Here is a 13,089-nt window from a genome sequence, read left to right as displayed (position 1 = left end):
TCGTCAACCGCCCTGTTACGCCCGTGTGGTGGCGCTGTGCTGCGCCTGTGAGTACGTCCGCGGGTCCGCCTCGACGCCGAGCGCGGGCAGACGCACCGTGAACACGGTCCTGCCGGGGACGCTGTCGACGGTCACGGCGCCGCCGTGCGCGGACACCACGGCCTGCACGATGGCCAGCCCCAGACCCGTCGATCCGGAGGCACGGGAGCGGGAGGAGTCGCCGCGCGCGAACCGCTCGAAGACCCGCGGCAGCAGGTCCTCCGGGATGCCGGGCCCGTCGTCCCGCACGTCCACGCACAGCCACGGCCCGTGCCGGTGCACCCGCGCGGTCACCGTCGTGCCGGGCGGGGTGTGGGTACGGGCGTTGGCGAACAGGTTCACCAGTACCTGCTGGAGCCGGGCGGCGTCCGCCGGGACCAGGGCCGGTTCGTCGGGCAGCTCCAGCCGCCAGTCGTGGTCGCGTCCTGCCGCCCGGGCGTCGCTCACCGCGTCCACGACGAGCGGCACCAGGTCCGTCCGCTCGCACCGCAGCGGGCGCCCGGCGTCCAGGCGCGCGAGCAGCAGCAGGTCCTCCACGAGCAGCGTCATGCGCCCGGCCTCGGACTCGATCCGGCCGAGGGCGTGCCGGGTGTCGGGCCCGGTCCGCTCCCGGCCGCGCCGGGTCAGCTCGGCGTACCCGCGGATGGAGGCCAGCGGCGTGCGCAGTTCGTGGCTGGCGTCCGCGACGAACTGCCGTACGCGCGTCTCGCTCTGCTGGCGCGCGTGCAGGGCGCCGTGGACGTGGTCGAGCATCCGGTTCAGCGCGGCGCCGACCTGGCCGACCTCGGTGTGCGGGTCGGCCTCGGACTCCGGGACCCGTTCGTAGAGGGTCACCTCGCCGCTGTGCAGGGGGAGTTCGGAGACCCGGGTGGCGGTGGAGGCGACCCGGCGCAGCGGGCGCAGGGCGACCCCGACGAGCACGGACCCGGCGATACCGGCGGCGACGAGACCGGCGGTGGTGACGCTGACCTCGACGAGGACGAGGGTGTGGACCGTGTTGGTGACGGACGCGGTGGGCAGCGCGACGTAGAAGGTGCCGCGGTTGCCGTCCATGTACCTGACCCGGTACTCGCCGAGCCCGGGCAGGTCCACGGTGTGCTCGCCCGTTCTCGGCACGGAGGCGAGCGCCGCCTTCTGCGCCGCGGTGAGGTTCTTGGTGGTCATCCGGAAGGCCTCCTTCGCGGAGGCCTCCTTCTCCTTGGTGACGACCGCCCGGGAGATCCCTCCGTCGTCGCCCACCTGGGCGACGACGGTGTCCGCCTGGGTCCCGCCCCTGGTGACGAAGCCGAAGGGGTCGTCGGGCAGCACGGGCGGGCCCGCGGAGTCCCGGGGCCCGGCGTCCCGCGCCGGATCGCCGTCCTGGTTCCTCGGCCCGCCGGTCGCCCGCATGCCGACCTCGGTGACCTGGTCGTCCAGCTGATGGTTCAGGTGCTCGCTCAGCGCGATCGTGGTCACCGTGCCGATGACGGCGCACACCACCGCGATGAGCGCGACCGCCGAGACGACGAGCCGCGTCCGCAGCGTCCGCGGCCGGGCGGACCGCTGCCGTCCGCGCGGCCGTCGTCGCCCGCTCACGACACCGCGGGCTTGATCAGGTAACCGGCACCGCGCCGGGTGTGGATCATCGGCTCGCGGCCCGCGTCGATCTTCCGCCGCAGGTACGAGATGTAGAGCTCCACGACATTGGCCTGGCCGCCGAAGTCGTACGACCACACCCGGTCGAGTATCTGCGCCTTGCTGAGCACCCGGCGCGGATTGCGCATCAGGAACCGCAGCAGCTCGAACTCGGTGGCCGTGAGGTGGATGTTCTCGCCGCCCCGGGACACCTCGTGGCTGTCCTCGTCCAGGGCCAGGTCCCCGACGACGAGCACGGACTCGCTGCGCCGGTCGGCGGCACCGGAGCGGCGGATCAGCCCGCGCAGCCGCGCCACGACCTCCTCGAGGCTGAACGGCTTGGTGACGTAGTCGTCGCCGCCCGCGGTCAGCCCGGCGATGCGGTCCTCCACGGCGTCCTTGGCCGTCAGGAACAGCACCGGCACGTCGGGCAGGTCCCGGCGCAGCCGGCCGAGCACCGCGAGGCCGTCCATGTCGGGCAGCATCATGTCGAGCACCACGGCGTCGGGCCGGAACTCCCGGGCGGCCTGCACCGCTCCGTGTCCGTCACCCGCGCTGCGGATCTGCCAGCCCTCGTAGCGGAGGGCCATGGACAGCAGCTCGGTGATCGACAACTCGTCGTCCACCACCAGCACGCGGACGGGGCTCCCGTCCGGCCTCAGCAGTTCGGTGCGCCCCTGGGGCGAGGTCGTGGTCATGGCGGACACACTGCTGGGCGGCGCTGAGAGCGTCCTTTCGGGAACCTGTGATTTCCCTGAGAAACGCACAGCCGCCTCCCAGGAAACGCCAAGTCCCGTGCGGGGCAGGGGCTGTGGGGTACGCCGGGGTACCGGACCGCCCGGACGGCGCCCGTGCCACGGCACCGGCCCGACGCCCGCCGGCCCCGTACGTCCTCAGGCCGCCGGGGGAAGCCCGAACAGGCGGGCGCCGTTGTCGTGACAGACGGCCCGCAGCCAGTCGTCGCCGAGCCCGAGCCGCTCCAGGGCGTGCAGCTGCTCGGCGTAGGGATACGGGATGTTGGGGAAGTCGGTCCCGAGCAGCACCCGGTCCCCGAGCCCCGCGAGCCGGGACAGCGCCCCCCGGGGGAACGGCGCGAGCCGCTCGCTGAAGTCGGTCAACGCCATCGTCGTGTCGAGCCGCACCTCGCCGTACCGCTCCGCGAGCCCCAGGAAGTCCTCGTACTCGGGCATGCCGAGGTGCGCGACGACGAGCCGCAGCCGAGGGTGCCTGGCGAGGACGTCCCCGACCGGGCCCGGCCCGGTGTGCCTGCCCGGCGCGGGCCCGGAGCCGCAGTGCGCGACGACCGGGACGCCCGCCTCGGCGAGCAGCCCCCAGACGGGATCCAGGAGCGGGTCGCCGGGGTCGTACGCCCCCACCTGCACGTGCGCCTTGAAGACCCGCGCCCCGGCGTCGAGGGCCTCCCGCACGTACGCCTCGACGCCCGGCTCCGGGAACAGGGTCGCCGTGTGCAGGCAGTCCGGGGTGCGGCGGGCGAAGTCGGCGGCCCAGCCGTTGAGCCAGCGCGCCATGCCGGGCTTGTGCGGGTAGAGCATCGCGGTGAAGGCACGGGCGCCGAACCCTCGGAGGACGGCGAGCCGTTCCTCCTCGTCGGCGCGGTAGGTGATGGGCCACTCGACGCCACCGGTGAGCGGCCCGAGGCCGTCGAAGTAGCTCCACACCTTGCGCAGCACCCGCTCGGGCATGAAGTGCGTGTGCACGTCGACGAGCCCGGGCAGCCCGAGCCGCGTCCAGAACGCCCGCACGTCGGCGGTACCGGGATCGGGGACGCGGTTCCCCTCACCGGGGCCGGGGACGCCGGCCGTCCCGTGGCCGGGTCCGGCGCCGGTGTCCCGGCCCTCGTCGAGTCCGGCGGAACCGGGGCCCCGGCCGGGGTCGGGGAACGCGCCCGGAGCGCCGGTGTCCGGGCCGGTGCCGGTGGACAGGCCGTCAGGCCCGCTCGCGGCGCGGTGATCGCTCATGCCCGCCACTCTCCGCCCGGGCGCCCGCCGCCGTCCAGCGGCGGGCGCGGAGGTCCTCCGGGGCGGGGGCCCGGACGGGCCGCCGTCAGAACAGCCCGTCCTGCACCCCGGGTGCGGTCGGCCTCGACTCCCGTACGGGGAAGGCGGGCCGGTCCTCCCGGTCGACGGAGGTCAGCTCCCAGCCGGGCATCAGCCGCGTGTCGAGCACGACGACCCCGCTCCCGGTCGCCAGATGCAGATCGGGACCGGCGGCGGCCAGCAGCTCCCCGCTCACCGCGCACCCGGCGGCCAGCTCGCTCACCACGCCCCCGGCGGGCGGCAGTCCGGCGAGCCCGAACACCTCCGTGTGGTCGACGGGCTCGAACGGCATCCGCCGCAACGAGTCGGGCCAGCCGTCGAGCAGGCCCGCCCGGGCGTGCAGCTCGGCGATCTCGGCGACCCGCTCCCCGCCCCCGGCGTCCGCCCCGGACAGCGCGCCCCGCACCGCCCGCTTGTCGGCGTACGGGATGCGGTCGGGCACGCCCAGCGCGGCCCGCAGCAGCTCCTCGGCCCGCCGGGAGGCCATCAGCGGCCCGCGCCCCAGCCAGCTGAAGGTGACGGCGCCCTGCTCCAACAGCCGTGCGGAGCCCCGTTCGACGCCGGTGATCCCCACCTTGACCAGGCCGGGCCCGAACCACGCCAGGTACACGTGGTACGGCCGCGGGTCGTCGGCGACGGTGTCGGCGGCCACGGAGTGCGCCCGCTCCAGCCGCGCGCACTCCTCGCACCGCGCCCCGGTGCCGCGCCCCGCCACGGTGATCCCCCGGGGGCAGGCGTGGCCGCGCGCCCCCACGCAGGTGCGGACACCGCCCTCGGGCACGGCGAAGGCGATCCGCGCGCCCCGCGCCAGTGGGCTGACTCTTCCCCCGCCCCACACCAGCGCCGGCCCGTCGGTCCCCCACCGCAGCCCCGCACACCTCCACACCCGGCCCATCACACGAGCGTAGACACCGCCACTGACAACGCCCGCCCCTCCCGTCCTACGCGGATCCGGTCCCGACGGTGAGCGCGTAGTCCACGCCGACCGAGAAGTCGCCGGAACTCCCGCGGATGGTGAGGGAGTGCGCTCCGGGCTCCAGCGGAGGCAACTGGACCCACAGCCCGCAGCCGACCGCGTCGTACCGTCCGCTCGTGCCGGTGAGCGGGTTGTCCTCCGTGCCCACCACGCTGATGACGCGGCCCTCGTGGGTCTCCGCCTCGACCCGCTCGCCGTCCAGGGTGGCCCTCCCCTCGGCCGACGCCATGAAGGAGGCGCAGTCCTCCCGGGTCCCCATGACGTTCACCAGGGGGAAGGCGAGAGGGATCCCTTCGGGCACGGTGCACGCGCGCTCGGCCCGGGTGCCGAACGTGCCGGCCAGGAACCACACGTCCTTCGGCTGGTTGCGGGCACACAGGCCGCCGTCCGGGTCGGCGACCGGGTTGGTGGCCTCCGGCTCCGACGCCGCCCAGGTCCACCAGCGGCCCTGGAGCTCCGCCGAGGACAGCCTGCCGAACTCCGCCTCCGACGAGTCCGGGGCGCCGGCCGACTCCGAGGGCTTCGGCGCGGACCGCTTCGCCGTGTTCTTCGGCCGGGCGTCCGGCTCGTCCCCGGCCCCGGACTCCGCACCGCATCCCGCCGATCCGGCCAGCGCCAGCGCGGCCACCCCCACGACGACCCCTTTGAACCTCACGTGCCCCTCCCGGCCTCGCGCACTTCACTTCCGTGACTCCACGCAAAAGGCCCCCGGATCTCTCCGGGGGCCTTCAACCTGTGTGCACTCGGCAGGATTCGAACCTGCAACCTTCTGATCCGTAGTCAGATGCTCTATCCGTTAAGCTACGAGTGCCTGTGTGTTCTGTTGTGGTGCTCTTCCTCCCGGGCTTTTCTGCCCGGTCGGCGTTGCGGGAACAACATTACATGACTGGCGCCGTGAGGCGAAATCCGTTTGTCGCACCCTGCCTGACCTGCGGAAAGACCCGGATCTGCGTGATCCGGGGCGCCAACCGGAGGACGTCCGGGACCCGGGAACGACCGAAGCCCCGGTCGTGACGACCGGGGCTTCGGGATCAAGCGCGGAGGCGGAGGGATTTGAACCCTCGATGGGCTTTAAGGCCCAAACCGCATTAGCAGTGCGGCGCCATAGACCGGACTAGGCGACGCCTCCAGCACAACCACCGCGCGAGCGCGAAATGGTGCGTGCAGATGATGACACAGCCGAGCGGGGTGCCACCAATCGCCCCCCACGGTACTAGGGACTCAGGGCGCAGGGCAAAGCCCCGGCGCGCGGCGCAACCCCGCGGGCCGTGGGGCGTTAGTCAGGTCATGAGTCCTGTCATGTCCCGGGTCACCCTGCGCCGGCTCGCCCTCGCCGCGGCCGCCTCCGCCGCCGCGCTGTCCGCCGCCCCCGTCGCCGCGCACGCCGCACCCGTACCGCTGTCCGACCCGCTGTCCCTTCCCTTCGCACCGCCGCCGCCGGCCGCGGCGGACCAGGGCGACCACCTCGTCGTCACCGTCCACCACGCGGGCGCCGCCGACGGCAGGTACGAGCTGGACTGTCACCCGGACGGCGGCACCCATCCCGACGTACGCGGCGCCTGCGAGAAGCTCGAACACGGCACCCGCTGGGGCAAGGACCCGTTCGCCTCCGTCCCTGAGGGCACGCTCTGCACCATGCAGTACGGCGGCCCGGCGACCGCCCACGTCACCGGCACCTGGGCCGGACGCCCCGTCGACGCGCGGTACGACCGGGGGGACGGCTGCCAGATCGGGCGGTGGAACGCGCTCGTGCCGCTGCTGCCCGACGTGCGGGGGTAGCGGCGGCCCCGCCCGTCCTCCCGGGGGAGACCGGTCCGCTCCGGGCGGGGGGATGTCCAAGTCACGGCCCGGAGGGGCGAAATGCGCGGTCACGGCTTTCCCGTGTCCTCCGCGTGCGACCTCCCTCTCATCCGGCATCGCGAGCGCAACCTCTGCCCGTAGACTCCCTCGCGTGACACGCTGCGGGACGGTTGGCAAGATGGCCCTCGCGGTCGGCAAGGTGCGGTAACAGGGAGGAAGCGTCTCGTGAGCAGCAGGCCATCCCGAGGCGCTGCTCGCCTCGCAGCCATACTGGACGCGCTTCCCGATGCGTTGGTCCTGGTCAACGCCAACGGGACCGTCGTCAACGCCAACACCATCGCCCTGGAGGCCTTCGAGGCCCCGGGCACGGCTCTGGTGGGCCGGGGGCTCCTCGATCTGCTCCCGCAGTTCGACTCCCGGCTGATCCCCGGTTCCATGCGGCGGCCCGAGTCCATGGACCAGAGCGGGCGGACCAAGCCGACCCGGATGGTCGCGCGCCGGACGGACGGGAGCGAGTTCCCGGTCGAGGTCACCAGTGCGAATCTGGAGAACGGCCAGCAGGCCTACGACGGCTACGGCTACACCGGCGACGAACTGCTCATGCTGGTCGTACGCGACCTGTCGGGCACCGTCGACACCGAGGCCGAACTGGCGCGTTCGCAGCGCCAGACCGAGATGATCCTGCGGGCCGCGTCCGAGGGCGTGGTGGGCACGGACACCGACGGACGGGTCGTCCTCGTCAACCCGGCCGCCGCCCAGATACTCGGCTACCGGGCCAGCGACCTCGGCGGCCAGGACCTGCACGCGCTGATCCTCCACTCGCGCGCCGACGGCGAGCCCTTCCCGTACGCCGAGTCGCCGCTCGCCGACACCCTGCGCTCCGGGCGCAAGCACCGGGTGCGCGGGCAGGTCGTGTGGTCCAAGTCCGGCGACCAGGTCTCGGTCGACCTCACGACCGCGCCGGTGCGCGACGGGGACCAGCTCGTCGGCGCCGTGATGACGTTCACCGACCGGCGGCCGTACGACGCGCTCGCCGAGGAGAAGGAGGCCGAGGCCGCCCGCCACGGCGAGGAGCTCGAACGGATCACCGGCGAGCACGCCGAGGAGCTGGCGCGGCTGCGCGAACGGCACACGAAGGAGCTCGACGAGCTGCGCGAGCAGCACGCCGAGGACCTGGCCGCGGGCGACGACCGGTACGCGGCGCTCGCCGAGCGCGAGAAGGACCGCTTCGAGGCACTGGCCGCCCGGCACGAGCAGCTGCTCGCCGTGCTCGGCACCTCGCTGCGCGGCCCGCTCGACCAGCTGCGCGGTGAGCTCTCGAAGCTCGCCGCCGACGACGCGGGGCAGCTGTGGCCCGAGGCCAACCAGGTGCTCCACCATCTCGCGGCGGGCTATTCGCGGATCACCACGCTCGTGGACAGCGTGCTGAGCCACCAGCGGCTGGACGCCGGCGCCGAGACGATCACCCGGACGAACGTCATGCTCGACGCGGTGGTCGCGGCCGGTGTCGACGGCGCGGTCGAGCTGATCGGCCCGGGCCGGGTGCAGTTCGCCGTGCACGCGCCGCCCATCGAGGCCGAGGTCGACCCCGCGCGGCTCGCCACCGCGCTCGCGCATCTCGTCGCCGACGTGGCGGGAGTCGACGCCACGGGCAACGCGCCGGTGTCGGCGGGCGGTTATCTGGACAACACGGTCGTCGTGGCGGCGGCCCAGCGCGGCGAGGTCGTCCGCATCGAGGTGCGCGGCCCGTACTCCGGCGGAGACCCCGTGCACGAGCCGATCGTCCGGGGCATCGTGCGGGCGCACGGCGGGGTGCTGCAGACGCACGAGGTGCCGGGGATGAGCGGCAGCGCGTACGTCCTCGAAGTGCCGATCGGCGGGGGCGCGGGAGCGGTCGCGGCGGGATCGGTGCCGGGGACCGAGATCGTGCTGCCCGAGCAGGCCGCGCGGCCGGCGGAGCAGACGGAGCAGACCCAGCAGGGGAGCGGACGGCGCAGGGCCCGGCGGTCCTCCGTCGACTCCTTCCTGGACGGTGCGGAGACCGGCCCCGACGCCGCCTCCGAGCCGGCCGCCCAGGAGCAGGGTGCCGCGCCCACCGGCCGGCGCAGGCGCCGCTCGGGAGAAGCCGCGGCACCGGCCGAGGCCGTCGTCCCGGCCCAGGGAGCCGAGGACGAGGACGCGAAGGCCGGGGCGCCCGGCGGCACGGGGCGGAGGCGCGGGCGGCCGAGCCCGGTCGAGGGTGACGCCGGGGGCGTCGCCGAGGGCGCGGTCCTCATGGCCGGCGAGCACTCCGCGGGCCAGGCCGCCGTGGGTACGGGACTCGGCGGCACCGTCCCGCCGCAGGGCGTGCCCGCTCCGTCCGGGCGACGCGCGCGCCGGGACACCGAGCAGCACGCGCTGCCCCCGGCGCTGCCCGCCGCCCAGAGCACACCCGCGGACGCCGGTGTCCCGGCCGAGGCCCCCGACGCGCAGCCGACGGGTCGCCGCAGGCGCGCCCTGGCCGCCGCGGCGGAGCGTGCCGCGGCGCAGGAGGCGGGGGCCCGCACGGTGTTCGCGCTGCCGCCCGCCGACGCCGACCGCTCGCCCGGGGACACGGCGCCCGAGGGCCCTTCCCCGCAGAGCGGCGCCTACGAGTCCGGCGCTCCCGGCTCCCCCGGTGTCCCGGCGGACGAGAGCCGTCACGACGTGATGGCGCACGACCCGGCCGAGGACCACACCCCGCCGCAGCCGCACCCGGCGTCGGCCCCGACGGGACGTCGTCGCGCCCGCCGCGCCCCGGCGGAGGCGCAGGCCGGGGCCGCCCCGGCCGCACAGGGTGTCCCGGCCCAGGGCGTGCCCGCGCAGATCCCCGGGCAGGGCGTGCCGGCCCAGGACCGGCCCGCCACGCCGGGTGCACCGGCGCAGGCGGTGCCCGCGCAGGCCGTGCCCGGTCCCGTACCGGCTCCCGGGGCGCCCGAGCAGTCGGCCGCCGAGCCGGTTCCCGCGCGCCAGGCCACCGGACAGGCACCCGCGGGCCGCCGGGCCCTCGGACCGGTCGCGGCCGGCCCGACCGTTTCCGGGCAGGGCGCGCCGGGCGGGGTGGTTCCCGGGCAGCCGGTTCCCGCGCAGGGCGTCCCCGGTGCGGCCGTACCCGGGCAGCCCGTCCCGCCGTACGGCGGTCCCGCACCGACGCCTTCCGGCGAGGCGGCCCCCGACCGGAGCGCTCCGGCAGCCGGTGCCACGCCCGCCCCCGGGGTCCCGGCCCAGGCCGTGCCCGGCGCGGCGCAGAACGTTCCCGGGGCGCCCGTCGCTCCCCAGGGCTGGTCCGAGGCGGCGGAGGCGGCCTCCGAAAGCGGCGCGCCGCACGAGGCACCGCCGGCCTGGCCGGGCGGGGAGGTGACCCCGGCCGCCGGTGTTCCCGCGCAGGGCGCCGTCCCCGAGCCGCCCCGGCCGTGGCCCGCGGCCGACGACACGTCCGGCGCCGGTCACCCCGTTCGCGCGGACGCCCAGGCACCGGCTTCCCCGACGCCCGCCTCGGGCACTCCGCTGCCGCCCGAGCGACCCGTCGGCCCGCGGGCCGCGCAGCCGCTGCCCGCCGAGGCAGCCGCGCCGGTCGACCCGAACTCGACGCAGGGACGCGCGTTCAGCGTGCGGACGCTCGGGCAGGGCGTGCCGTTCAGCCGGCAGGCCGCGCCGGTCCAGCAGGTCCCCCGGCAGCTCCCCGCGCAGCCGGGGTCGCAGACGCCGACGCCTCCCCCGCACCAGACGAACGGTTCGGGACGGCGCCGCAAGCTCGGCACGCGTCCCGAGGCCGCCGCCGAGCGCCCGGAGACCGGGGCCCGCCCGCATCCGCAGACCGGCCCGGCCCGGCCCGCCGGAGGCACGGAGGGAGCCGGCCGCTCGTACGCCATAGGAGCCCCGGACCGGGACGCCGACGAGGGTCCCGAGCCGCTCGACGGACCCGGTGGCGCCGTCGAGGTCGCCGACCAGCCGCAGCTGCGGCCCATGGACGACGAGCTGCCCCCGGAGCCGCTGGACAACCCGCGGCGGCTGCTCGTGTGGCCGGCGCCCGACGTGACGACCCAGCAGGCGCTCAGCGACCGCGGCTACCGTCCCGTCATCGTGCACTCGCGCGAGGAGGTCGACGCGCAGATCGCCGCCTTCCCGGCCGCGCTCTTCGTGGACCCGCTCACCGGTCCGATCACCCGCACCGCGCTCCAGTCGCTGCGCCAGGCGGCCGTCGCCGCCGAGGTGCCCGTCCTGGTGACGGCGGGACTCGGGCAGGCGACCCGCGAGGCGGCGTACGGCGCCGACCCGGCCGTCCTGCTGAAGGCGCTCGCCCCGCGCGACTCGGAGCAGCACCCGCCGCGCGTGCTGCTCATCGAGGAGCACGGGGAGATCGCGCTGGCGCTCACCGCGACCCTGGAGCGGCGCGGGATGCAGGTGGCGCGGGCCGCGTCCGACGAGGACGCGGTGACGCTGGCGGCCCAGATGCGGCCCAACCTCGTGGTGATGGACCTGATGCAGGTGCGGCGCCGGCGTGCCGGGATCGTCGACTGGCTGCGGGCGAACGGGCAGTTGAACCGCACGCCGCTCGTCGTCTACACCGCCGCCGTCGACCGGGCCGAGCTGCCGCGGCTGGCCGCGGGGGAGACGGTCCTGTTTCTCGCCGAGCGCTCGACCAGCGCCGAGGTGCAGGACCGGATCGTGGACCTGCTGGCGCGCATCGGCACGAACTGAGCGTACGGACACACGGGTTGGGGCGCTGTTTCACGTGAAACAGCGCCCCGGTCCCGCTCGGAGTCGTCGTGCCGGTCCGGGGTGAACGCCCCCGGTGACCGTCAGAGCTGTGTGACGTCCAGGTCCCCCGCCGCGTACTTCCTGCGCAGCACCTTCTTGTCGAACTTGCCGACGCTCGTCTTCGGCACCGCCTCGATGATCGACCAGCGCTCGGGCAGCTGCCACTTGGCGATCTTGCCCTCGTCGGCGAGGAACGCGCGCAGGGTGGCGAAGTCAGCGCCGGCGCCCTCCTTCAGCACGACCGTGGCGAGCGGGCGTTCGCCCCACTTCTCGTCCGGTACGGCGACCACGGCCGCCTCGGCGACATCGGGGTGGGCCATGAGGGCGTTCTCCAGGTCGACCGAGGAGATCCACTCGCCGCCCGACTTGATGACGTCCTTGGCCCGGTCGGTGAGGGTGAGGAAGCCGTCGGAGCTGATCGTGCCGACGTCACCGGTCTTGAGCCAGCCGTCCTCGCTGAACTTGTCGGCGGGGCGCAGCGCCTCGGCGTCCTGCCCGCCGTAGTACGCGCCCGCGATCCACGGTCCGCGCACCTCCAGCTCGCCCGCGGACTCGCCGTCCCAGGGGAGCCGTTCGCCGCCGGGCCCGGTGAGGCGTGCCTCGACGCCGGCCGGGAAGCGGCCCTGGGTGAGGCGGTAGGCGAACTCCTCGTCCGTCCCGACGACATGGGCCGGCGGACGCGCCACCGTGCCCAGCGGGGAGGTCTCCGTCATGCCCCAGGCGTGGCAGACCCGCATGCCCAGCTCGTCGAAGGCCTCCATGAGCGAGGGCGGACAGGCCGATCCGCCGATGGTGACCTGCGTGAGGGAGCCGACGTCGCGCGGCTTGGCGTGCAGTTCGGCGAGGAGCCCCTGCCAGATGGTGGGGACGGCCGCGGCGTGCGTCGGCCGCTCGCTCTCGATCATCTCGGCGAGCGGGGCCGGCTGGAGGAAGCGGTCCGGCATCAGCATGTTGACGCCGGTCATGAACGTGGCGTGCGGCAGGCCCCAGGCGTTGACGTGGAACTGCGGGACCACGACGAGGGAGGTGTCCTCGTCGGTGAGACCCATCGACTGGGCCATGCAGACCTGCATGGAGTGCAGGTAGATCGACCGGTGCGAGTAGACGACGCCCTTGGGGTCGCCGGTGGTCCCGGAGGTGTAGCACATGGCGGCGGCCGCGCGCTCGTCCAGCTCGGGCCAGTCGTAGCCGGTCGGCTTGCCGGCGAGCAGCTCCTCGTACTCGTGCACCTGCGCGCTCGTGCCCGACAGCAGGGAGCGGTCGCCGGGGCCGGAGACCACGATGTGCTCGACCGTCGGCAGCTGGGGGAGGAGCGGCGCGAGCAGCGGGAGCAGCGAGCCGTTGGCGATGATCACGCGGTCCGCGGCGTGGTTGACGATGAAGACCAGCTGCTCCGCGGGCAGGCGGAGGTTCAGCGTGTGCAGGACCGCGCCCATGGACGGGATCGCGAAGTACGCCTCGACGTGCTCGGCGTTGTTCCACATCAGCGTCGCCACGCGGTCGTCGCCCGTGACGCCGAGGTCGTCGCGGAGCGCGTGCGCGAGCTGCGCCGTCCGGTCGCCGATCTCCGCGTAGGAGCGGCGCTGCGGCGCGCCCTCCCCGGTCCAGGTGGTCACCTGCGAGGTTCCGTGGACGCGTGCCCCGTGGGTCACGATCCTCGAGATCAGCAGCGGTACGTCCTGCATCGTGCTCAGCACGGCGTCCTCCCGGGGCGACATTGCCTACGCGGTGGTAATAAAGGTTGCGCTGATTCTGCGCACATACCGCGCGGTATGTCACTAGTTCCGGGTGATCGATCAAACGGCGATTTCCCGCCAATGCCGT

8 protein-coding genes and 2 tRNA genes are annotated in these 13,089 nt (G+C 74.8%); 2 read left to right on the top strand and 8 right to left on the bottom strand.

The genetic code is table 11. The features are described from left to right. Nucleotides 1–15 precede the first annotated feature (15 nt). From ACWGIS_RS06975 to ACWGIS_RS06945, 7 genes are all read right to left on the bottom strand, one after another. Entirely contained in the window at nt 16–1,614 is a 1,599-nt protein-coding gene (locus tag ACWGIS_RS06975) for a sensor histidine kinase (protein WP_453361354.1), read from the bottom strand. Continuing rightward, nucleotides 1,611–2,351: a response regulator transcription factor gene (locus tag ACWGIS_RS06970; protein ID WP_453361353.1), complete on the bottom strand. Its 741-nt coding sequence runs from the start codon at nt 2,349–2,351 to the stop codon at nt 1,611–1,613. The genes ACWGIS_RS06975 and ACWGIS_RS06970 overlap by 4 nt, the downstream gene beginning before the upstream one ends. Nucleotides 2,352–2,546: 195 nt before the next feature. Next, complete coding sequence (locus tag ACWGIS_RS06965) at nt 2,547–3,632, bottom strand: amidohydrolase family protein (protein WP_453361352.1); 1,086 nt, start codon at nt 3,630–3,632, stop codon at nt 2,547–2,549. An 85-nt stretch (nt 3,633–3,717) separates the two neighbouring features. Further along, entirely contained in the window at nt 3,718–4,605 is an 888-nt protein-coding gene (locus tag ACWGIS_RS06960; protein WP_453361351.1) for a DUF2797 domain-containing protein, read from the bottom strand. Nucleotides 4,606–4,651: 46 nt separating this feature from the next. Continuing rightward, nucleotides 4,652–5,341 carry a signal protein gene (locus ACWGIS_RS06955; RefSeq protein ID WP_453361350.1) on the bottom strand — a complete coding sequence of 230 codons (690 nt, stop codon included), beginning with the start codon at nt 5,339–5,341 and terminating at the stop codon, nt 4,652–4,654. Nucleotides 5,342–5,424: 83 nt separating this feature from the next. Then, nucleotides 5,425–5,497, bottom strand: a tRNA-Arg gene (locus ACWGIS_RS06950). Nucleotides 5,498–5,724: 227 nt separating this feature from the next. Further along, nucleotides 5,725–5,815 (bottom strand) — tRNA-Ser (locus ACWGIS_RS06945). 158 nt (nt 5,816–5,973) lie between these two features. Between ACWGIS_RS06945 and ACWGIS_RS06940 the strand changes: the two genes are divergently transcribed. Both ACWGIS_RS06940 and ACWGIS_RS06935 read left to right on the top strand, forming a co-directional pair. Further along, entirely contained in the window at nt 5,974–6,465 is a 492-nt protein-coding gene (locus ACWGIS_RS06940; RefSeq protein ID WP_453361349.1) for an SSI family serine proteinase inhibitor, read from the top strand. Between the two features lie 246 nt (nt 6,466–6,711). Further along, nucleotides 6,712–11,205: a PAS domain-containing protein gene (locus ACWGIS_RS06935; RefSeq protein WP_453361348.1), complete on the top strand. Its 4,494-nt coding sequence runs from the start codon at nt 6,712–6,714 to the stop codon at nt 11,203–11,205. Between the two features lie 101 nt (nt 11,206–11,306). On the opposite strand, the gene ACWGIS_RS06930 is transcribed toward ACWGIS_RS06935, so the two are convergent. Next, nucleotides 11,307–12,983: a long-chain fatty acid--CoA ligase gene (locus ACWGIS_RS06930; RefSeq protein WP_453361347.1), complete on the bottom strand. Its 1,677-nt coding sequence runs from the start codon at nt 12,981–12,983 to the stop codon at nt 11,307–11,309. Nucleotides 12,984–13,089: the final 106 nt, after the last annotated feature.

The sequence above is a fragment of the Streptomyces sp. NPDC054842 genome, assembly GCF_053611025.1.
The sequence above is the reverse complement of the archived record's forward strand: the minus strand, read 5'-3'. Positions and strand labels throughout refer to the sequence as shown.

Excerpts from the sequence above, each read along its gene's own strand:
- ACWGIS_RS06970 (WP_453361353.1), bottom strand. The coding sequence starts at position 2,351 with ATGACCACGACCTCGCCCCAGGGGCGCACCGAACTGCTGAGGCCGGAC.
- ACWGIS_RS06965 (WP_453361352.1), bottom strand. The coding sequence starts at position 3,632 with ATGAGCGATCACCGCGCCGCGAGCGGGCCTGACGGCCTGTCCACCGGC.
- ACWGIS_RS06960 (WP_453361351.1), bottom strand. The coding sequence starts at position 4,605 with ATGGGCCGGGTGTGGAGGTGTGCGGGGCTGCGGTGGGGGACCGACGGG.
- ACWGIS_RS06940 (WP_453361349.1), top strand. The coding sequence starts at position 5,974 with ATGAGTCCTGTCATGTCCCGGGTCACCCTGCGCCGGCTCGCCCTCGCC.
- ACWGIS_RS06930 (WP_453361347.1), bottom strand. The coding sequence starts at position 12,983 with ATGTCGCCCCGGGAGGACGCCGTGCTGAGCACGATGCAGGACGTACCG.